This is a genomic window from Photobacterium atrarenae (assembly GCF_024380015.1).
In the GTDB taxonomy this organism is placed as follows: domain Bacteria; phylum Pseudomonadota; class Gammaproteobacteria; order Enterobacterales; family Vibrionaceae; genus Photobacterium; species Photobacterium atrarenae.
Genome location: NZ_CP101508.1, coordinates 2,319,310 through 2,338,774, shown reverse-complemented (window position 1 = coordinate 2,338,774; position 19,465 = coordinate 2,319,310). Strand labels below are relative to the sequence as shown.

The following is a 19,465-nucleotide window of genomic DNA, read 5'->3' as shown; positions in this document are numbered from 1 at the left end:
GTTTGAATCTAAAAAAGACCGCAGTTGCGGTCTTTTTTAGATTTGTGCACAGTGCCGGGTTACAGAACCATCGCAGCCAGCCAGCCGAAACCGATCAGGGGCAAGTTATAGTGGAGGAAGGTCGGGACAACCGTTTCCCACACGTGTTCGTGCTGACCGTCAGCGTTCAGGCCGGCGGTTGGGCCCAGGGTCGAGTCAGAAGCCGGTGAGCCGGCATCGCCCAGCGCGGCGGCGGTGCCGACCAAAGCGACTGTCGCCAGCGGTGAGAAACCAAAGGCCAGGCAGAGCGGGACATAAATCGTCGCGAGGATTGGAATGGTTGAGAAGGACGAACCGATCCCCATGGTCACCAGCAGGCCGACGACCAGCATCAACAGGGCGGCAAGCGGTTTGTTATCGCCAATGGTATCGGCCAGCGAACTCACCAGCGTTTCCACACCGCCGGTCGATTTCATCACCGTGGCAAAACCGGCGGCAGCAATCATGATAAAGCCGATCATTGCCATCATGTGTACCCCTTTGGTAAAGACATCGTGGGTTTCTTTCCACTTGATCACGCCACCAAAGGTAAACACCATAAAACCAATCAGGCCACCGATGATCATCGAGCCGCTGTAAAGCTGCGCACCCAGGGCGGCGATAATTGCGGCAACAGCGATATAAACATGCTGCATATTGATCTGAGTATGCTCCGGCTCCGTGGCCAGAATTTTCTCTTCTGAATATTCGCGCGGCTTGCGGTAGCTGAAGAACACCGCCAGCAACAGACCGAAGACCATGCCGAGTGCCGGCAAGATCATGGCATAAGGCACTTGGCCGGCACTGACATCCAATCCGTTGTCATGCAGGTTCTTCAGCAGAATATTGTTGAGGAAAATGCCGCCAAAGCCAACTGGTAATACCATATATGGTGTGACCAGGCCAAAGGTCAGCACACAGGCAATCAGGCGTCGGTCCAGCTTCAGCTTGGCGAACACATGGAGCAGCGGCGGGATCACGATTGGAATAAAAGCAATATGGACCGGGATGGCATTCTGAGAAGAGATGGCTAGCAGCACTAAAATGGTCAGAACAGAATACTTGACGCCGGTGGCTGCGGCAGCATTGTCATGGCCGCTGATCCGTTTAATCACTTTCTGGGCCAGGACATCGGTGATCCCGGAGCGGGAAATCGCAACGGCAAAGGTCCCGAGCATGGCATAGCTGAGGGCTGTGGTGGCGCCACCGCCCAAACCGCTTTCAAAAGCAGACACGGTATCGGCGAGCGACAGGCCGCCTAAAAGGCCGCCTAAAATGGCGCTGAAGGTGAGTGCGACGACGACGTTGACCCGCATTAATGCAAGGACAAGCATGACGCACACGGAGATGACTACTGGGTTCATAAAACTGAGATCCATCGTTGTGTTTATGTCATGGGGAAAACTGTATTTTGTTATTTTTAGCGGTTTTGCCCGAAACGTTCCAGTTTGCTGAATTTTTCCGGTATGTCGAGAAAAATTTGAACGCGATCGGTTTTTTATTTTCTCGGGCCATGTCTGCTCAGCGCAGCGGGAGAAAGGCAAGCAGGGGATGGAAGCCTCACCACTGGTTGTGGCTCGTTACTTATCTGAGCACACCAACGATCTGTAAGGAGCGGGATCCGATAGTTGGGTCTGTTTCGAAGCTCAAATGGTAAAAAGAGATAAAAGAAAGGCTAGCCGGGAGGCTAGCCTTTTGCGTAGCTAGTGATTTTAGTTACTGAATTAAGGTTCGATCACCGACAATAATACCTTGACCGTCCATTGCACTGAATGTGGCAATTTCAGTCTGTATTTCCTTCGTTGTATTAATAGCCTCAGTGGAATCAATCACATTACCAGCAGCATCTTTGTATTGAGGAGCTATGGCAGAGCTGTGTTGGGCTTTTGAGATGTCATTGAACTCAGCAATCCCCTCGACTACAGTCAACTGACTCGTCGTAATTTTGGCTAATCCCTCTTGGTTGTTTAGCTGCTTAACGAGAGGCTGTGTGCCTCCGATAACACTGAACGTGGTGGTCTGATTCGGCACAACGGCATCATTTAATGCCTGCATAACATACACCGGACCACTCACTTTAGAAGCTGTGTTATACGGGTCGACAGTATCCAGCACGGTCTGCGCAGCATAGCCAAATGTGGCGAATGTTGCGTTAACTTGAGCTTGGGTGGCCGAATCTAAGCTATTGAAGAATTCGGTGAAGCAGGCTCCGCCATCTAGTGCCGAGCCACAGTCTGCAGTATAGGCTGCATTTTTAGCGCCCAATAGCAAAGAGTGCTTAATCGTCGGGCCGAATGTTTTTGACTCAAGTAGCAGTGACGGGATACCACCGCCTGGATTAGCAAATGCGCCGGAGCTGAAGTTAAACAGAGCATCAGCGGTTGGTGAGCCTAGAGTTTGGTTACCCAAACCATAAGTACTTACACCTGTGATTGCTCCAAGGGAGTGGCCGAAGAAGCTGATCTTGCTGATATCAATGATGTTTAGTACAGGGTGTGCGGTTGATTTCATTACAGTGAGTGATGTACGCAAACCAAGATTATCAATGATACTCTGGCGAATGTTATCACGGGCAACATTGAGGTATTCTAGATTCATGTATACATCAGCTGTGGCTGGGGTAGTAACCGTACCGTCATCGAGAGCTCGCTCGCCATGCAGTGGGTGATCGATAGCAATAATCGCTTTCGGTGTTTTCCCTGCAGCGATAGCCATTGCCATGTGGTTGGCGGCAAACAGGTAAGAAGTTTCTTTTACCGAGGTGATGCCGTGCTGATAAATAACTGCACCAGGAGCCGGCGCCGATGCTGCATCCGGCATAAATACCAGTACAGGAACTGGTTTAACCGCCTTGATTTTCGGAAGTGGGCTGTACTTGGTGATTAGACGCTCAGAGTCTAGTTGGCTACCGTCAGCCAGTTTGCCCTCAAGACCAATTAGGTCAAACATTTCTGTGGTATCGCCAGTTAGTAGCTTGGCAATATCAACGCCCGGCAGGGACTGGGCCAGTGCCGCTTTATCAGCATCAGAGCCGTTTCTCATCACGTTGCTTATTTTCGCGATGCTTGGGGTGGCGCTCTCCCAAGGTGTTTTTTTCCATCCTTCGTTAGCGGTATCTTCATCCAGGAAGTAAGGCAGATTGACCGTGCCTTTGTAGACGGTGACGGTGAGTCCTGTGTCTGTCGTGATAGTAGCATAAGCCTGCTTGAGCGCGGTGATTGTCGCTGAGCCATCCGGGTCAGCATCACTCTTTACGACGTTGGGTAAGATAGGGTCATTTTCCATCGCCTTATCTAAACCAACACCTTTTAGGTCGGCTCCTGTTATCTGAAGATCCATCGTATACAAGGCACTCAAATCAGCATCGTTTGGATTTGACTCACCTTTCCAGATAAGATCCGGTGTACCACCGGCTTTTACAGCTTCGATAGTTTTTGCAATTACTGCTTTGGTGATGCTGAGCGAACTCCCCACAGAAGCTGTGGTAAACCAGCTAGAGTAGATGATTTTATCTTTATCGAGTCCTTGCTCTGCAAACGTCGCTTCAATCTTGTGGGTATAGGCTTGTGCTTTGTCCAGTTTTGGGCTTGGCGGCGGGGTATCAGACTTCAGATAGGCATAAGACTGTGACATCCCGACGCTGTTGCCTTTGGTATCTTTCAGGTCATCGGTCAGGGCGAACATATAGTTGGCGCTTGGTTCCAGCGGCTTGGTGAGGATCACTTTCAAGGTATCGCCATCAACCTTAATGACAAAGTCCCCTTTTTCTGCTGTCAGCTTGCGTTGCTTTGTGGCTGACTTGGTCAGTGTCGGGCTGTCAGTTTTGATTAAGAAAAAGGCATTGTTTGCAGTTTTTTCATCAAGATTAGCACCGGTAAAGGTGATAGAGATCGGTTGCGAGGTACTCCAGCCATCGGTTTTGCCCATCGCTACTTTCGGGTTGCTCAGATCATTGCTGTCGCCATCTGAACTCAGGGTACCGTCGGTGCTGTCCATGGCGATGAAGGTCGGCAGAATGAGTGTTGGCTCATCCGATAGTAAATCAAACGCAATTTTGGTTTCTGCCTGCAGGCTGCGCTCGATCGCAGGATCAACAGTCGGCTCACCGCTGATCTTGGTGTCATCACAGCCGTAAAGGGCGAGGTTGGCACCGATCAGCAGCGCCAGCATTTTCTTATTCATTGGGTATTCCTTTTAAAATTCTTGTTTTTACTGACCTGAGTCGACTTAGAAGCGATAGTTAATCTGCGCGGCAGTCAGAATCGCATCGTTATCACCACTGAATTCATATTCGCGGCCGTCGACATAATGCTCATTGAAGTCGCTGCTCTGGCCGTACAGGTAGGTCAGGCCGAAATCAAAGGTCATGTCATCGCTGTAGTTGTAAGTCAGTCCGGCGGAATACCAGTAACGGTCGGTGTCCGGAATACTCAGCGTTGATTTGCCAGCTTGCTCATCAAAGGCAAAACCGGCGCGCAGGATCCAAGCTTTGCTGAGGGTATAGGTGGCGCCGATAGAGTAACGGAAGTTATCGTCAAACTCTTCTTCTTTCAGCAGACAGACGCCGTTAATACATTCGCTGCTGGTCGCTTTCAGCTCTTCAAATTTGCTCCATTGAGTCCACTGTACGCCGTAGTGAACGGCCCACTGGTTGTTTAGTTGATGGAAACCGCCGAACTCAGCAATGGCTGGCATGACGACCGTTAAGTCACCACCTACTTTTTTAGGATTGGCAATACTGGAACCAGCGACGCCAGTGCCGCTGTAATCGGTAAAATCACCGGCAAACTCCAGGTCAACCTGAGAGCGGTAGCTCAGGCCAAAGCGGTGATTGTCGTTCAGTTCCCACAGGGCGCCGACATTCCAGCCCCACTCCCAAGTATCACCTTCAAGCTTCAGGAGATCCTGACCGGGATCAGCCGGGTTCAGGCTGCCGAAATGACGGGTTAGCACGGCATCGGCATAAACCAGGGAAACACCAGCACCGATGCTGAAGTTATCGTTAATGCGCCAGGAGACATTGGGGTTAAAGTTGACGGTGATAAGATCGGTTGTCCCGGCCAGTGCGCCGAAGAAGGCGTCTTTCGGGTACTCGGTGGCGAAGCCATAGTTGGCGAAGATGCCGACACCCCAGGCCAGCTGGTCGTTTAATGGCTGAATGAAGTAGCCTGCCGGCACCACGGCAAACGGCGCGACATCCTCGTAGGTCTGAGCCGGGGCATTGTTAGAGCCTTTGGAGGCGATGTCGATGGATGGGTCAATGAATGATAAAGCGCCGGAGACTTCGGCACGTTCAAAACGCGCCATGGCGGCAGGGTTGCGGGCCAACACAGACGCATTATCGGCAATCGCAGCTTCACCGGCAAAGGCTCTTCCGAGGCCAGATGCCGAGTGTTCGTTGACCTGGAAACCGGCTGCATGGGTATTCAGGGAGAATAGTGCAGCGGTGACGGCAACGGCAGTCAATGAGATTTTTTTGGACATTATAATTTTTGCCTCTCTGATTCTTTGCTTCTTGTTCTTCATTCCTTGAAGGAAATAAAACTTGATGAGTGACGGTTTCACCAAACATCAGTGAAAACAGCGGGGGTGCCAGAGGCGCTCTATTCAGACCGGTTTACCTGAAAATCAGGAGACAAACGCATGTCGCATTGGCCTGTTATGCTGCTTCCTGCACCCATTGACCGAATCAATCTGACAAAGTATGAAACAGTACTTGGCAGTATAAGGAGGAAACGGTGAAATGTTAACCCGTTGTAACACGTTGTTTTTGTTAAAAATGGCTAATTGAAGGCGATCCAATTAATTTGTGTTTAAAACGTTCGTTTTAAATTAATCGGTTGTTTGAAATCTGAACTCTAAAAGCCCAGCACGGCTGGGCTCGTAAGAGGTCTGATGAGTCGGTTGGTGTTTAATTTTTAAAGCTGGCTGTTTTCTTCTGTTTGAGGGGCCATAACCGGCCAGCCGCCTAATTTTTTCCATTTGTTAACAATCTCACAAAATAACTCAGCGGTGCGCTCGGTATCGTAGAGCGCAGAGTGGGCTTCTTTATTATCAAATGGAATGCCGGCGGTCGCACAGGCTTTGGCCAGCACGGTTTGGCCGAGCGCGACGCCACTTAGCGCGGCGGTGTCGAAAGTCGCAAATGGGTGAAACGGATTGCGCTTCAGTTTTGCCCGGTCAGAGGCCGCCATCACGAAGCTGTGATCAAAATTGGCGTTGTGCGCGACCATAATGGCTCGTGAACAACCGGCGGCTTTTTGCTCTTTGCGGATCTGCTTGTAGATTTCTTTGAGCGCTTCAGCTTCCGAGACGGCGCCCCGCAATGGACTGAACGGGTCGCGAATGCCGTTAAATTCCAGTGCTTCCTTGTGGATCACCGCGCCTTCAAAGGGAGTGACATGATAATGAATTGTTGTCGCCGGCTTTAACCAACCTTCTTCATCCATTTTCAGGGTAACGGCGCAGATCTCAAGCAGTGCGTCCGTTTGGGCGTTGAAACCTGCGGTTTCGACATCAATGACGACAGGGAAGTAGCCGCGAAAGCGGCTTTTCAGGGTATTTAATTCGTTGTCTTGGCTCATAACTGGGCGGTTGGTTGGATTCAGCTCGGAAAAATAAAGGGGCCATTATGTCAGATTCATGTCACGAGCTAAACCTAAATCCGGGTTGCTTTGTTGCAGGTGATTGAATGACTTGCCTGCCCAGACGACGCGCAAGCCGGCGCTGTGAATTTCAAAGTCAGAATAAAGATTTTTCGCCAGGATCCGATACAATAGTCAGCACTGTGATTGAGCGGAAACAGAAACATGGTTAACAGTAAAACTTCATTATGCCTGGCTGCCTTGATCGGCACGTTGCTCAGTGAGCCTGCACTGGCTGCCAAGCAGTATGTCGCCACACCGGCTCAATCCAGTTGGAAGGTTGCGGTGGATACGCCACTGGAATGCCGTATGCTGCATCCGATCCCCAATTATGGCGAAGCGTTGTTTATCTCCCGGGCGAGCAAAAAGATTAACCTCGATTTCGAATTGAAAATGCGCCGGCCGATGGGGGGCACCCGAAACGTCAATCTGGTGTCGATGCCGCCGCGCTGGATGCCGGGCAATGCTGCCGAGCCGCTGACGCAGCTCACCTTTTTTAAGCAATTCGACGGGTATATCGGTGGCCAAATGGCGTGGGCTATGTTGGCTGAGCTGGAAGTCGGACGTTATCCAACCTTGAGTTATCCTGACTGGCAGCACCGGGATCAGCGGATTGAAGTGGGGTTGTCAGCGGTGTCTTTTCAGGACACCTACCAACAATTTAGTCAGTGTCTGGATAACCTGCTGCCGTACAGTTTCGAAGATATCGCCTTTACCGTGCTTCATTACGATAAAGACAGTGACGAGCTGAACAAAGCTTCGCGCCAGCGCCTGTCACAGATTGCCGACTTTGTCCGCTACAGCGATGATGTCGATCTGGTGTTGGTGGCGACCTATACCGATTCCCAAGGCGGAAAAAATGTCAACCAGGCGCTTTCTGAGCGCCGGGCCAAAAAGCTAGAAGCCTATTTCATGGAAATGGGGCTGCCCAAAGACCGGATCCAGGTTGAGGCATACGGTAAGCGGCGTCCAATCGCAGACAATAAAACCCCGATTGGAAGGAATAAAAACCGTCGGGTGGTGATCTCTTTGGGCCGAACCATTATTTAATACCAGCAAGAATTCTCCGTTGTCTCATGGCTGAAGCACAGCCTGACTGTTATGTCGCTACATTCAAAGTAAGTCGACAGGACAAGGGAGCGTGATGAAAAGCTATCATAGAGGGTTATGTGCGCTCGGGTTATTGGTGGTTTGCGCTGGAACGGTCATAGCCGGGGAGACAAGGGGCACCGCTGAGCAAATTACCCGCGCCCAGGCGGAATCGATGTCGTTGCAACAGCAGCGCTATTATTTTGTAGAGGATTCGCATGGCCTGGCGCAGCTTGATGAAAAAATCAGCCAGCGGATCGGACAGGGCAGTAGTTCGCACTATCATGTGGTGTACTTTATGCCCCAGCGCGACCGAGATATCCATCAGGCTTTGGTGACTGAGTATGTCGTGCGATAGCGACCCAAGAGCGAGGTGTATTCCCTCGCTCTTGTTGTTTGAGTGGTTTTTAGCTGAGTATTAATGCAAACGAAACTTCGCAATTAGCTCGCACTGGTTGCTGAGGTTGATATGCTCAACCTGCCTGGCCACGGCCGGGTTCGGGTGGCGTTTGAGAAATTCAATCAGTGCCGAACGGCAGCAGCCCAGGCTGTCGATAAACGCATCACATGTCTTGCGCGGACACTGGGGGATCAGTGCCATCACTTGTTCAGAGGCCAGTTGGAGATATTTGAGCTCATACTCAGTATCGCCGCTCCGCCGCCAGAACGCCGCCAGATTGTGGCAGGAGATCACCTTAATCGTCAGCAGATCTTCCAGCTCGTCACGGGTACCGTGAATAGGCTCCAGTTGCTGAGATTCTGCCAATGCCAGCTGATAATGGATCACTGACATCATCGGCCGGTGATTCTTTTCCGCCTCTGTCGCCAGTAAGGTATGTCGCTCCCAGCGTGATACGTCCATATGCCTTGTTCCTTTCCTTATTGCCGCTGTAATGCCTCAAGATAATGTATTTCGACCTGCTGCCAGTCGACCACATGCCACCAGGCGTCAATGTATTCCGGGCGCTTGTTCTGATAGCTGATGTAATAGGCGTGCTCCCATACATCCAGGGCCAGGATCGGCTCACCACGTTGTTCGACAACATCCATCAGCGGGTTGTCCTGGTTGCTGGTCGATGAAACCTCCAGTCGGCCTTCATGGACGGACAGCCAGATAAAACCGGAACCAAAGTGAGTGGCAGCCAGTTCAGAAAAGGCTGTTTTGAAATCCTCAAAGCTGCCGAAATGACAGTTGATCGCTTCGGCAAGCAGACCTCCCGGCTGACCGCCGCCGTTTGGTGACATGCATTGCCAGTAGAGGTTGTGATTGAAAAAGCCACCGCCATGGTTGCGAACGGCTGGTGGCAGATGGGAGATCCGGGCAAAAATATCGTGCAGGGTGCATTGTTCCAGCTCGGTTCCAGCAATCGCCGTCATGAACTTATCATAGTAGGTCTTATGGTGGCGGCTGTAGTGGATCTCCATTGTTTTGGCATCGATATAAGGTTCCAGCGCTGAGTAAGCGTATGGTAATTCGGGAAATGAAAATGACATGATCGTTCTCTCTTGGTTTTTTATTGATACTAATGAGAATCAATATCATTATCAACCCTGTCTTTTGTACGACTAATTCTGATTCTTAATTATGGAGCAGAGCTCACGTTGGAAGGGGCTAAAGTAAGTTAGCGACTTATAAAGTTATCAAACAACAATGAAGGCGGTGGTTATGAAAAAACTTCTGTGGATATGTATGCTGGGTGCCGGGTTTGTGGTCGCGGATGAAAATACGGTAGTCAGTAGCGACGCCGCGCATGTCGAAGCGCAACTGTCAGAGGAGGTGTCATCACAGTTGATCACGGAAGAGCAGGCGGAAGAAATGGGGCTGAATCGTGCCGATACGTATGAAGTATCCAGTACTGTGAGCGTAGAGAATCTGGAGCTGTTAATCGCCGAAAAGCTGAAAGAGCGGGAGATGCCGTATTACTCGATAGAGTTTAACGAGCCGACTCAGGATAGTGGTGAGTTTCGGGCGACGGTGACGGAATATTTCAGTCCGGTTGATGATGAATGAGGGGAGGGAGGCCACGTCATCTATTGCCCATAAAATAAAAAGCCGGACAGGGTGACCAGTCCGGCTGAGGGCGTTGATTCCCATAGTGACGCGATTAATTGCGTTGGATCAGCTCAATCTTGTAGCCGTCCGGATCGGTGACAAATGCAATATGCGTTGTGCCGCCTTTCACCGGGCCAGGCTCACGGGTGACATTTCCGCCGGCAGCACGAATGGCATCACAGGTGGCATAAATGTCTTCGACCCCAATGGCGATGTGACCATAGGCATCGCCCAGATCATATTCGGTTGTGCCCCAGTTATAGGTCAGCTCGATGACAGCGCCTTCAGACTCCTCACAGTATCCGACAAAGGCCAGGGTATATTTGTAGGCTTCGTTATCGTGCTTGCGTAGCAGCTTCATGCCCATGATGTCGGTGTAGAACTCAATTGAGCGGTCCAGATCGCCGACACGTAGCATGGTGTGAAGAATGCGTCCGTTTGCCATAGTCCCTCCAGTCGGGTGGTGATTTATTCAGTTGAGGATTGCCGGACGATCACTCGTCCGGGTAGACTTTGTCTTTAAATTCACAAAGATCTTCAATGATGCAGCTGCCGCAGCGTGGCTTGCGGGCAACACAGGTATAGCGGCCATGTAAGATCAACCAGTGATGGACGTCGACCTTGAACTCTTTCGGTACCACTTTCAGTAGCTTCTGTTCAACCTGATCGACATTTTTTCCCATCGCAAACTTGGTGCGGTTGGATACCCGGAAAATATGGGTGTCGACGGCTATCGTTGGCCAGCCAAATGCGGTATTGAGTACTACGTTCGCAGTCTTTCTGCCGACACCCGGCAGCGCTTCCAGGGCTTCGCGGTTTTCCGGTACTTCACCGCCATGCTTTTCCAGCAAGATTTTGCAGGTTTTGATGACATTTTCGGCTTTGGAGTTAAACAGGCCGATGGTTTTGATGTATTCCTTCACCCCGTCAACGCCTAAGTCGTACATGGCTTGCGGTGTGTTGGCGACCGGGTAGAGCTTGTCTGTGGCCTTGTTGACGCTGACATCAGTGGCCTGCGCTGACAGTAATACGGCGATCAGCAATTCAAAAGGTGAGCTCCAGTTCAGCTCTGTTTCCGGATGCGGGTTTTCTGCCCGTAGGCGCTCAAGGATCTGAACGCGCTTTTCATTGTTCATGTTGACTTCCTCACCCCTTGCGGTGGTGACCGCAGCTTGCCATCCTGGTGTAGGGCCAGAACCGTATCACTATACGGTTGAGCAGCAAGCGACGGCGTGACTTATTGATTATGGATTTAATTGGTCGATGTGACACGGACGCGCTCAATCTGTGGCTTTTCGTCGCCGACGGCAGATTTTTTCTCGCGCTGCTTATCAATCACATTCTTCAGGGCGATGATCAAACCGACCCCGATAAAGGCACCGGGTGGCAACATCGCCAGCAGGAAGTTGCTGTCAAAGCTGAATACTTCAATTCGCAGTACGGCAGCCCAGTCTCCCAGTAGACGATCCGCACCATCAAATAGGGTGCCGTTGCCCAGAACTTCACGTATGGCACCAAGTACAACCAGGGCTGAGGTCAGGCCCATGCCCATCCACAAACCATCCAGTACCGCCGGGACCGGGGCATTCTTCGACGCAAATGATTCGGCACGGCCAATAATGATACAGTTGGTGACAATCAGGGGAATGAAGATCCCCAAGGATTGATACAGGCCGTAAGTAAAGGCGTTCATGAGTAATTGGACACAAGTCACCAGTGCGGCAATGATCATCACAAACACCGGGATCCGAACCTCGGACGGGATCCACTGACGGACAAGTGAGACGATCAGGTTGGAGCCGATCAGCACCATGGTTGATGCCAGCCCCAGGCCCAACGCATTGGTGACCGTTGCCGAGACAGCCAACAGCGGACAAAGGCCCAACAGTTGAACGATGGCCGGGTTATTGTCCCACAGGCCACTTTTCATCAGTTCTTTATTCGTACTCATGCGTTACCCTGGCAATTGAGCGGTTGGTTAAACAGTTGCTGCTGGTGGCGTTGATAGTACAGGGAAACATTCTTGACCGCACCGACAACGGCACGGGGGGTAATGGTTGCCCCGGTGAACTGATCGAAGTTGCCGCCATCTTTGCGCACGGCCCAGCTCGGATCTTTTTCGCCCTGCAGCTTTTTACCGGTAAAGCTGTAAATCCAGTCGGTGATCCGGGTGTCGATTTTATCACCCAGGCCCGGTGTTTCATTATGATTCAGTACCCGCACCCCGGTGACGGTGCCGGCTTTGTCCAGTCCGACAATCAGCTTAATCGCACCATTGTAGCCGTCGGGAGCAATCGCCTCGATGGCAACACCGGAGAATTGACCGTCCTTTTTTGCAAGATAGGCCGGCATGGGCTCGGTCGTGCCGAGATACTGCTCACTGGTGATCACCGTACAGCTTTGGTACAACTCATTGTCGTGACTGTCGGCCGGGATCACCTGGTTTAAGACCTTCAGCAAATCTTTTTGCTGCTGGGCCTGGATCCGATCCGCGGTCAGCAAGTAAGTGAAGGAAACCAGTAGGGTAGAGAGTAAGGCGAACGTGGCCAGCACGCCGCTGTTTTTTTTCATGGCATTGAGCATGCTGCCTCCTATGAATGGCCGTAAGTCCGGGGACGGGTATAGTAGTCGATCAGTGGCACGCACATGTTCGCCAGCAGGACCCCAAAGGCAACGCCATCCGGGTAGCCGCCCCAGGTGCGGATGAAAAAGACCAGCAGGCCAATCAGCGCACCGAAAATAATCCGACCTTTGACGGTCGTCGAAGCCGAAACCGGATCGGTGGCGATAAAAAATGCCCCGAGCATGGTGGCGCCTGAGAACAGGTGCATGATCGGCGAGGCGGTTCCGTCCGGGTGAATTATGAAGGCCAGGGTGCTGATCACAAACAGGGTTCCCAGCATCCCGGCCGGGATGTGCCATTGGATGATCCGCATTTTCAGCATAATGATCCCGCCAATCAGGAAACCGATATTGATCCATTCCCAGCCAACACCGGCGATGCTCCCGAACACCGGTCCTGCCAGGATCTCGGTGGTCGTGTGGCCGGTGGTCAGCGAGGTTTTCAGAGTATCGAGCGGTGTCGCCATGGTGATCCCATCAACCGACATCCGTAACTGGTGAACGCTAAAGCCATCCTGAGTGAACCCAGTGAAAATCGCGAGGACGCTATCGAGCAAGGAGGTCGGATGCGCGATCAGCGACTCGGGCGGCAGCCAGGTGGTCATCTGGACCGGGAAGGAGATCAGCAGCACGACATAGGCCACCATCGCGGGATTAAACAGGTTCTGGCCCAATCCGCCGTAGAGGTGTTTGGCAATCACAATGGCAAACACGACGCCGATAACGGTCAGCCACCAGGGTGACAATGGCGGGATCGAAATACCAAGTAAGACACCGGTCAGCAGGGCACTGTTGTCCCGCAGGTAGGGCAAGATTGGACGTTTGCGAAGCTTGAGCACTGCCGCTTCTGCTCCGACGGCAACCCCTGACGCTAACAGAACCTGGATCAGCACGCCCCAGCCAAAGAAGTACCACTGGGCGGCAACGCCCAGAGTTGTACAGAGAATGACTGTCCGCATGATGTCGCGGGTACTGCGACGACTATGGGTATGCGGTGAACTGGCGATATTAAAAGCCACGATTAGTTTTCCTCATGATTCTGTGGTGCATTTTTACCTGCCTGTTCGGCTTCTTTGGCCGCCTTGCGCGCTTTGGCCCGGGCAATGGCAGCCGCAACGGCGGCTTTTTTCGGATCGTCTGCAGGTACGTCGGCTTGCTCAGCTTCAGCTTTTTCTGGCTCGGCTGCTTCCGTCTCAGTAGATCGGGCCTGCTGGGCCGCCTTGCGTGCTTTGGCCCGGGCAATGGCGGCCGCAACGGCGGCTTTTTTCGGATCGTCTGCAGGTGCGTCGGCTTGCTCAGCTTCAGCTTTTTCTGGCTCGGCTGCTTCCGTCTCAGTAGATCGGGCCTGCTGGGCCGCCTTGCGCGCTTTGGCCCGGACAATGGCGGCCGCCACGGCGGCTCTTTTCGGATCGTTTGCAGATGCGTCGGCTTGCTCAGCTTCAGCTTTTTCTGGCTCGGCTGCTTCCGTCTCAGTAGATCGGGCCTGCTGGGCCGCCTTGCGCGCTTTGGCCCGGGCAATGGCGGCCGCCACGGCGGCTTTTTTCGGATCGTCTGCAGGTGCATCGGCTTGCTCAGCTTCAGCTTTTTCTGGCTCGGCTGCTTCCGTCTCAGTAGTTCGGGCCTGCTGGGCCGCCTTGCGTGCTTTGGCCCGGGCAATGGCGGCCGCAACGGCGGCTTTTTTCGGATCGTCTGCAGGTTCATCGGCTTGCTCAGCTTCAGCTTTTTCTGGCTCGGCTGCTTCCGTCTCAGTAGCTCGGGCCTGCTGGGCAGCCTTGCGCGCTTTGGCACGGGCAATGGCGGCCGCAACGGCATCTTTCTTCGCATCGCCAGTGCTTGCAGGGGCTTCCAAGTCTGAACTGGCTTCAGCGGCTTGCTTCGCGGCTTTTCGCTCGCGGGCCTGGCGCTTGCGCTCTTCGCGCAACTTGGCCATTTCAGTATTATCCGGCAGTGCTTCTGTGTTTTCCGATTGTGCGGCCTGGGCAGCGGCCTGTTTCGCTTTGGCCCGGGCAATTGCTGCAGCGACGGCAGGCTTTTTCTCTGTACTGGTATCCGGGCTAGCTGCGGCTTGCTTGGCTTTGACCCGGGCAATGGCGGCTGCAACAGCATCATCTCCGCCAGAGGATTTCATCTCTTGGCGACGGTTGTCAGCCGCTTTCTTGAAGCGATTTTCCCGCTCGGCTTTGTCACGCTCTAAGCGGGCTTTCTTCGCCTCAAAGCGCTGTTTCGCACGCTCAGCATTGATTTCATCCTGCTTCCGGTGGTGAATTTCGGCTTTGGCCTGGCGATAATAGTGGACCAGCGGAATCTCACTCGGGCAGACGTAAGCACACGCCCCGCATTCGATACAGTCGAACAGGTTGTACTCTTCGCACTTGTCGTAATCTTCATCTTTGGCATACCACTGCAGTTGCTGTGGCAGCAAGGAGACCGGACAGGCTTCCGCACAGGCTGTACAACGAATACAGGCCATTTCCTGGGTTGTCGGCGATATTTCCTTGCGCGTTGGCGCCAGAATGCAGTTGGAGATCTTGGTTACAGGTACTGCGGTGTGGGGCAGGGTAAATCCCATCATCGGGCCGCCCATAATCACACGCGGCAGTTTCTTATCGGCTTTGAACCCGAAACGCTCGAGCAGGAACTGCACCGGTGTGCCGAGCAGTGCCCAAGCGTTGCCCGGCTGCTTGACCGTTTGGCCGGTGACTGTGACGACGCGCTGGATCAGCGGCTCACCGTCAACCACGGCGCGCTTGATGGCATGGGCCGTTCCTACATTGTGCATCATTATGCCAATATCTGCCGGAATGCCTTTCGACGGCACTTCTTTCCCGGTCAGAACTTTGATCAGCTGCTTCTCGCCACCGGAGGGATACTTGGTCGGAATCACCCGGATCACAATGTTGTCTTGCTCGGAGACTTGGGCTTGCAGGGCGGCAATCGCCTCCGGCTTATTATCTTCAATCCCAATCACAGTGAGTTTGGGCTGCAGGATATGCTGCAGAATTCGGATCCCTTTGATCACTTCTTCGGCATGGTCCTGCATCAACCGATCATCGGCAGTGATGTAAGGTTCACACTCTGCGGCATTGAGGATCAGAATCTCGGTTTTCCCCAACCCACTTTGCAGCTTACGGCCGGCAGGGAAGCCGGCGCCGCCCATCCCGGCAATGCCGTGCAAGCGGATGTGATCAATCAGATCGGCCGGACTGGCGTCATGGTAATTCGCCACCGGTGTTTTGGCGGTCCAGGTTTCTTCACCGTCGGGCTCAATGACAATACAGCGGTCGGACAGGCCGGATGGGTGGGCGATAGTATGTTGTTCAATCGCGATTACGGTACCAGAGGTCGGGGCATGGATCGGCACACTCAGTGCGACATCGGTATGGGTCAGCATCTGACCTTTTTTGACTTTGTCCCCAGCTGAAACCAGAAGATCGCCGATAGCGCCCAAGTGCTGTTTTAACGGCAGCACCAGTTTCGGTGGTAGTGCGGCTTCAGCGATGGCGGTGCGGTTGGAGAGGGTTTTCTGCTCCGGTGGGTGAATGCCTCCCGGAAAGTCCCATAGCTGGCCTTGTTTAATTTGTTCGATAATTGACAGCATGGTTACCTTACCTTGTTCACACTTGCATCCGTAGGAATATTGACGACAGGGATTTGGTCAAGATCCCATTTCCAGCTCTCTGGTGTCGATTCAACCGGCACCATCTCGATGCAGTCCGTTGGGCAAGGTGCGACACACAGGTCACAGCCGGTACATTCGTCTTTAATGACGGTATGGAGTGCTTTGGTGCCGCCGACAATCGCGTCGACCGGACAGGCCTGAATACATTTGGTACAGCCGATACACATATCTTCATGGATAAAGGCCACTTTCTTCAGCCCTTTATCTTCTTCGTGGGCGGATTCCTGAACTTCCACCCCCATCAAGTCGGCCAGTTTTTCAATCGCTTGCTGGCCACCCGGCGGACATTTGTTAATGTTGTCGCCGTTGGCGATGGCTTCAGCGTAAGGACGGCAACCCGGATAGCCACACTGACCGCATTGAGTTTGCGGCAAGATCGCATCAATCTGCTCGACGATCGGATCAGCTTCGACTTTAAAGCGAATGGATGCAAAGCCCAGAATAAGGCCAAAAATCGCAGCAAGCACTGCGATTGCAATGACAGCAATTAAAATTCCACTCATCTTACAATTTCACCAATCCAGTAAAGCCGAGGAAGGCCAGAGACATCAGGCCGGCGGTGATCATGGCGATGGAGGCCCCTTGGAAAGGGCCCGGGACATCCGCTGCGGCAATTCGCTCGCGCATGGATGCGAAAAGGACCAGAACCAGCGAGAAACCGACGGCTGCGCCGAATCCGTATATCACCGATTCGATGAAGTTATGGCGCTCGTTAATATTCAACAGCGCAACACCCAGCACTGCGCAGTTGGTGGTGATCAGCGGCAGGAAGATCCCCAGCAGGCGATAGAGGGTCGGACTGGTCTTATGGACGACCATTTCAGTAAATTGCACCACCACCGCGATGACCAGGATAAAGCTGAGGGTGCGCAGGTACTGAATACCGAGCGGTTCGAGAATATACGCTTCAACCAGGTAGGCAGAGACAGAAGCCAGGGTCAGGACAAACGTGGTGGCCAGACCCATGCCAATTGCAGTTTCTAGTTTTTTAGACACGCCCATAAACGGGCAGAGGCCTAAAAATTTCACCAGGACAAAGTTGTTGACCAACACTGTCCCTATGAGGAGGAGTAGGTACTCAGTCATACCGTCTTAATTATCATTGCTCGAGATCCGTATATTATCTTCCTTTGTGTAAGCTATAACAACTCCTCTGAAGCAGGGTTTTTTAAGTTTGATGTGCTTTTCACCAATCATTGCAAGGACTTTTGCGCTAGGCTTGCCTATATCGTTGTGATAATGATTCTCATTTGCTGTGGTTTGTTGGTAAAAGTAATGGGTGAGGTAATGAGGCGCCCAGATCTGCGACATTGAGCGCGCAGCGGTCATATTGTCGTACTGAAAACGAAAAAGCCCCGGTCTTGCGACCAGGGCTCTAGAATTGTGCGCCGAGCATGGCGTTGTTCTAGGAGGTGAAAGTCCTCTACGGGCTCAGTCGAGCGAGAACCGTTAGCCTATGCAAGGGTGCCCACCGTGAGGTGGGATCTGAAGGAAGCAAACGGCAAAACTTGGGTGTGACGAACAGAAACCTGATAGTAGGCCAGTACAACTTGGGTAACCTAGCAATATATAGAACAGCCCAATGCCTCGACGGGAAGTGTGTACGGGTAAATCAGGCACAGCCAAGGGAAAGAACAACGTCTTACCTCGGGAGATCTTACGACCTGTCTCGGATGAGACTAATACAACAGTGATGTTGTGTGACGGGTAATAAGAAGTCAGCAGAAGGCATAGTACCTTGGGGAAGTACAACCCAAGGGAAGGCCGGAACTGAATATATCAAGAAGCAGTCACTAGACACTCAATCATGTGGGGTCATAGCAAGATGAACAACATCTCTACGTACTACTGGGCAACACCGCAAGTGACGCTCATGGCCACGAAGAATGACAAGCATGATCGGCGTAGACAGGAGGACGAGTCTTGGTGACCTCAACTCAGTTGATGGAGCGGATCTGCTCCTCAACAAATCTGAACCAAGCCCTGAGAAGAGTGAAGAAGAACAAGGGATGTGCTGGGGTTGATAAACTCGACATAACAGCGACTATCTCGATGCTTCGGCAGTCTTCTAATGGGCAAGCGCTCCGCCAGAGCCTTCTGGACGGGAGCTACCAACCGCAACCCGTTCTGGGTGTAGAAATTCCCAAACCTAGCGGGGGAGTGAGGCAGCTAGGTATCCCAACTGTACTTGATAGGGTAGTCCAACAGGCCATTACCTCAGTACTGACAGATATCTACGAACCTCAGTTTTCAAGCAACAGTTATGGGTTCAGGCCTAACCGCAGTGCCCACCATGCATTGGTGGCAGCAAGCCACTACATCAGGGAGGGGCGGGGTTATGTAGTCGACATAGACCTGGCGAAATACTTCGATACTGTGAACCACGATAGACTGATGCACAGGCTATCGGAGGACATCACAGATAAACGGGTCCTGAAGCTGGTCAGGTCATACCTACAGGCAGGCATAATGCGAAACGGGTTAGTTGAGCAGAGGCAACGAGGGACGCCACAGGGTGGACCATTATCTCCGCTGCTATCAAATATCGTATTAGATGAGTTGGATAAAGAGCTTGAGCGAAGAGGGCATAAGTTCTGCCGATATGCAGACGACTGCCAAATCTACGTGCACAGTGAGGAAGCCGCCAATCGAGTAAAAGCCTCAATCACGGAGTTCTTGGAGCAGAAACTGAAACTCAGGGTTAACCGTGAGAAAAGTGCGGCAACGAGAGTGACAGAGCGGACTTACCTAGGCCATCGCTTTCAACGAGATGGAAGCATCCATATCTCGAAGACAGCACAAACTCAGATGAAGAAGCGAGTGCGTCAAATAACGAAGCGGAATCGAGGGCGAGAGTTGAAGACAGTCCTAGTCGAACTCACTCAATACCTAAGAGGTTGGCAACACTATTTCAAGCTTGCCATACGGAAAAGCGCGATGCAGCGCTTGGATGAATGGATAAGGCGGCGCTTACGGTGCTATCGCCTCAAGCAGCGCAAGCGCAGATACAGCATAGCGACATGGTTACGCCAAGAGGGTGTAAGCGAACGCAATGCGTGGAAGCTGGCGATGTCAGATAAAGGGTGGTGGCACTTGGCTTTATCGCCCCAGCTCAATCAGGCCATGCCAATGAAATGGTTCAAGGAGATGGGTCTGTACTCGTTGCGAGATGGGTACGAGTCACTGAAAATATATTCGGAACCGCCGTATGCGACCCACGCTTGTACGGTGGTGTGAGAGGACGGAGGCCGTGAGGCCTCCTCCTACTCGATTGGCTCCCCCTGCTGGACTTGGACGGGGTGGCCTCCCGCCAGCGACATTGAGCGCGCAGCGGTCATGTTGTCGTACTAAAAACGAAAA

The 19,465-nt window shown here is 52.5% G+C and carries 18 protein-coding genes; 4 read left to right on the top strand and 14 right to left on the bottom strand.

Annotation, left to right across the window (positions count from 1 at the left end; all coding sequences use genetic code 11):
• Nucleotides 1–59: 59 nt before the first annotated feature.
• The 4 genes from NNL38_RS10995 to rnt form a co-directional block, all read right to left on the bottom strand.
• Complete coding sequence (locus NNL38_RS10995; RefSeq protein WP_255388079.1) at nucleotides 60–1,382, bottom strand: Na+/H+ antiporter family protein; 1,323 nt, start codon at nucleotides 1,380–1,382, stop codon at nucleotides 60–62.
• A 352-nt stretch (nucleotides 1,383–1,734) separates the two neighbouring features.
• Entirely contained in the window at nucleotides 1,735–4,200 is a 2,466-nt protein-coding gene (locus NNL38_RS10985; protein WP_255388078.1) for a VolA/Pla-1 family phospholipase, read from the bottom strand.
• Between the two features lie 45 nt (nucleotides 4,201–4,245).
• The gene (locus NNL38_RS10980) at nucleotides 4,246–5,502 is read right to left on the bottom strand and encodes an outer membrane protein transport protein (protein WP_255388077.1); all 1,257 of its coding nucleotides are present in this window, start codon (nucleotides 5,500–5,502) and stop codon (nucleotides 4,246–4,248) included.
• Nucleotides 5,503–5,936: 434 nt separating this feature from the next.
• Entirely contained in the window at nucleotides 5,937–6,602 is a 666-nt protein-coding gene (gene rnt, locus NNL38_RS10975; protein ID WP_255388076.1) for a ribonuclease T, read from the bottom strand.
• Between the two features lie 225 nt (nucleotides 6,603–6,827).
• Between rnt and motY the strand changes: the two genes are divergently transcribed.
• Together motY and NNL38_RS10965 are read left to right on the top strand one after the other, a co-directional pair.
• On the top strand, nucleotides 6,828–7,712 hold the full coding sequence (motY, locus tag NNL38_RS10970; RefSeq protein ID WP_255388075.1) for a flagellar protein MotY: 885 nt from the start codon (nucleotides 6,828–6,830) through the stop codon (nucleotides 7,710–7,712).
• Nucleotides 7,713–7,806: 94 nt separating this feature from the next.
• Nucleotides 7,807–8,109 carry a hypothetical protein gene (locus NNL38_RS10965; protein WP_255388074.1) on the top strand — a complete coding sequence of 101 codons (303 nt, stop codon included), beginning with the start codon at nucleotides 7,807–7,809 and terminating at the stop codon, nucleotides 8,107–8,109.
• Nucleotides 8,110–8,169: 60 nt separating this feature from the next.
• Here the strand turns inward: NNL38_RS10965 and NNL38_RS10960 are convergent, their stop codons facing one another.
• Together NNL38_RS10960 and NNL38_RS10955 are read right to left on the bottom strand one after the other, a co-directional pair.
• Complete coding sequence (locus NNL38_RS10960; RefSeq protein WP_255388073.1) at nucleotides 8,170–8,613, bottom strand: DUF2753 domain-containing protein; 444 nt, start codon at nucleotides 8,611–8,613, stop codon at nucleotides 8,170–8,172.
• 17 nt (nucleotides 8,614–8,630) lie between these two features.
• Nucleotides 8,631–9,245 (bottom strand): superoxide dismutase, encoded by a 615-nt coding sequence (locus NNL38_RS10955; protein ID WP_255388072.1) that lies wholly within the window; start codon nucleotides 9,243–9,245, stop codon nucleotides 8,631–8,633.
• Between the two features lie 172 nt (nucleotides 9,246–9,417).
• Between NNL38_RS10955 and NNL38_RS10950 the strand changes: the two genes are divergently transcribed.
• Entirely contained in the window at nucleotides 9,418–9,762 is a 345-nt protein-coding gene (locus tag NNL38_RS10950) for a hypothetical protein (protein WP_255388071.1), read from the top strand.
• A gap of 94 nt (nucleotides 9,763–9,856) precedes the next feature.
• Here the strand turns inward: NNL38_RS10950 and gloA are convergent, their stop codons facing one another.
• From gloA to rsxA, 8 genes are all read right to left on the bottom strand, one after another.
• Nucleotides 9,857–10,249 (bottom strand): lactoylglutathione lyase, encoded by a 393-nt coding sequence (gene gloA / locus NNL38_RS10945; RefSeq protein ID WP_255388070.1) that lies wholly within the window; start codon nucleotides 10,247–10,249, stop codon nucleotides 9,857–9,859.
• 49 nt (nucleotides 10,250–10,298) lie between these two features.
• A complete protein-coding gene (gene nth / locus NNL38_RS10940; RefSeq protein ID WP_255388069.1) occupies nucleotides 10,299–10,940 on the bottom strand; it encodes an endonuclease III in 642 nt (213 codons plus the stop codon).
• Nucleotides 10,941–11,056: 116 nt separating this feature from the next.
• Nucleotides 11,057–11,755, bottom strand: coding sequence for an electron transport complex subunit E (locus tag NNL38_RS10935; protein WP_255388068.1), 699 nt, complete (start codon nucleotides 11,753–11,755; stop codon nucleotides 11,057–11,059).
• The gene (gene rsxG, locus NNL38_RS10930; protein ID WP_255388067.1) at nucleotides 11,752–12,387 is read right to left on the bottom strand and encodes an electron transport complex subunit RsxG; all 636 of its coding nucleotides are present in this window, start codon (nucleotides 12,385–12,387) and stop codon (nucleotides 11,752–11,754) included. Before rsxG ends, NNL38_RS10935 begins: the two co-directional genes overlap by 4 nt.
• 8 nt (nucleotides 12,388–12,395) lie before the next feature.
• On the bottom strand, nucleotides 12,396–13,445 hold the full coding sequence (rsxD, locus tag NNL38_RS10925; protein ID WP_255388066.1) for an electron transport complex subunit RsxD: 1,050 nt from the start codon (nucleotides 13,443–13,445) through the stop codon (nucleotides 12,396–12,398).
• Between the two features lie 2 nt (nucleotides 13,446–13,447).
• Nucleotides 13,448–16,024: an electron transport complex subunit RsxC gene (gene rsxC / locus NNL38_RS10920; protein WP_255388065.1), complete on the bottom strand. Its 2,577-nt coding sequence runs from the start codon at nucleotides 16,022–16,024 to the stop codon at nucleotides 13,448–13,450.
• Nucleotides 16,025–16,026: 2 nt separating this feature from the next.
• Complete coding sequence (gene rsxB, locus NNL38_RS10915; protein WP_255388064.1) at nucleotides 16,027–16,608, bottom strand: electron transport complex subunit RsxB; 582 nt, start codon at nucleotides 16,606–16,608, stop codon at nucleotides 16,027–16,029.
• A gap of 1 nt (nucleotide 16,609) precedes the next feature.
• Entirely contained in the window at nucleotides 16,610–17,191 is a 582-nt protein-coding gene (gene rsxA / locus NNL38_RS10910; RefSeq protein ID WP_255388063.1) for an electron transport complex subunit RsxA, read from the bottom strand.
• An 858-nt stretch (nucleotides 17,192–18,049) separates the two neighbouring features.
• On the opposite strand from rsxA, the gene ltrA reads away from it, so the two are divergent.
• Nucleotides 18,050–19,342 carry a group II intron reverse transcriptase/maturase gene (gene ltrA / locus NNL38_RS10905; RefSeq protein ID WP_369414611.1) on the top strand — a complete coding sequence of 431 codons (1,293 nt, stop codon included), beginning with the start codon at nucleotides 18,050–18,052 and terminating at the stop codon, nucleotides 19,340–19,342.
• The last annotated feature ends 123 nt before the right edge of the window (nucleotides 19,343–19,465 follow it).

Coding starts and splice junctions, on each gene's coding strand:
- NNL38_RS10995 (WP_255388079.1), bottom strand. CDS start 1,382: ATGAACCCAGTAGTCATCTCCGTGTGCGTCATGCTTGTCCTTGCATTA.
- NNL38_RS10985 (WP_255388078.1), bottom strand. CDS start 4,200: ATGAATAAGAAAATGCTGGCGCTGCTGATCGGTGCCAACCTCGCCCTT.
- NNL38_RS10980 (WP_255388077.1), bottom strand. CDS start 5,502: ATGTCCAAAAAAATCTCATTGACTGCCGTTGCCGTCACCGCTGCACTA.
- rnt (WP_255388076.1), bottom strand. CDS start 6,602: ATGAGCCAAGACAACGAATTAAATACCCTGAAAAGCCGCTTTCGCGGC.
- motY (WP_255388075.1), top strand. CDS start 6,828: ATGGTTAACAGTAAAACTTCATTATGCCTGGCTGCCTTGATCGGCACG.
- NNL38_RS10965 (WP_255388074.1), top strand. CDS start 7,807: ATGAAAAGCTATCATAGAGGGTTATGTGCGCTCGGGTTATTGGTGGTT.
- NNL38_RS10960 (WP_255388073.1), bottom strand. CDS start 8,613: ATGGACGTATCACGCTGGGAGCGACATACCTTACTGGCGACAGAGGCG.
- NNL38_RS10955 (WP_255388072.1), bottom strand. CDS start 9,245: ATGTCATTTTCATTTCCCGAATTACCATACGCTTACTCAGCGCTGGAA.
- NNL38_RS10950 (WP_255388071.1), top strand. CDS start 9,418: ATGAAAAAACTTCTGTGGATATGTATGCTGGGTGCCGGGTTTGTGGTC.
- gloA (WP_255388070.1), bottom strand. CDS start 10,249: ATGGCAAACGGACGCATTCTTCACACCATGCTACGTGTCGGCGATCTG.
- nth (WP_255388069.1), bottom strand. CDS start 10,940: ATGAACAATGAAAAGCGCGTTCAGATCCTTGAGCGCCTACGGGCAGAA.
- NNL38_RS10935 (WP_255388068.1), bottom strand. CDS start 11,755: ATGAGTACGAATAAAGAACTGATGAAAAGTGGCCTGTGGGACAATAAC.
- rsxG (WP_255388067.1), bottom strand. CDS start 12,387: ATGCTCAATGCCATGAAAAAAAACAGCGGCGTGCTGGCCACGTTCGCC.
- rsxC (WP_255388065.1), bottom strand. CDS start 16,024: ATGCTGTCAATTATCGAACAAATTAAACAAGGCCAGCTATGGGACTTT.
- rsxB (WP_255388064.1), bottom strand. CDS start 16,608: ATGAGTGGAATTTTAATTGCTGTCATTGCAATCGCAGTGCTTGCTGCG.
- rsxA (WP_255388063.1), bottom strand. CDS start 17,191: ATGACTGAGTACCTACTCCTCCTCATAGGGACAGTGTTGGTCAACAAC.
- ltrA (WP_369414611.1), top strand. CDS start 18,050: ATGGAGCGGATCTGCTCCTCAACAAATCTGAACCAAGCCCTGAGAAGA.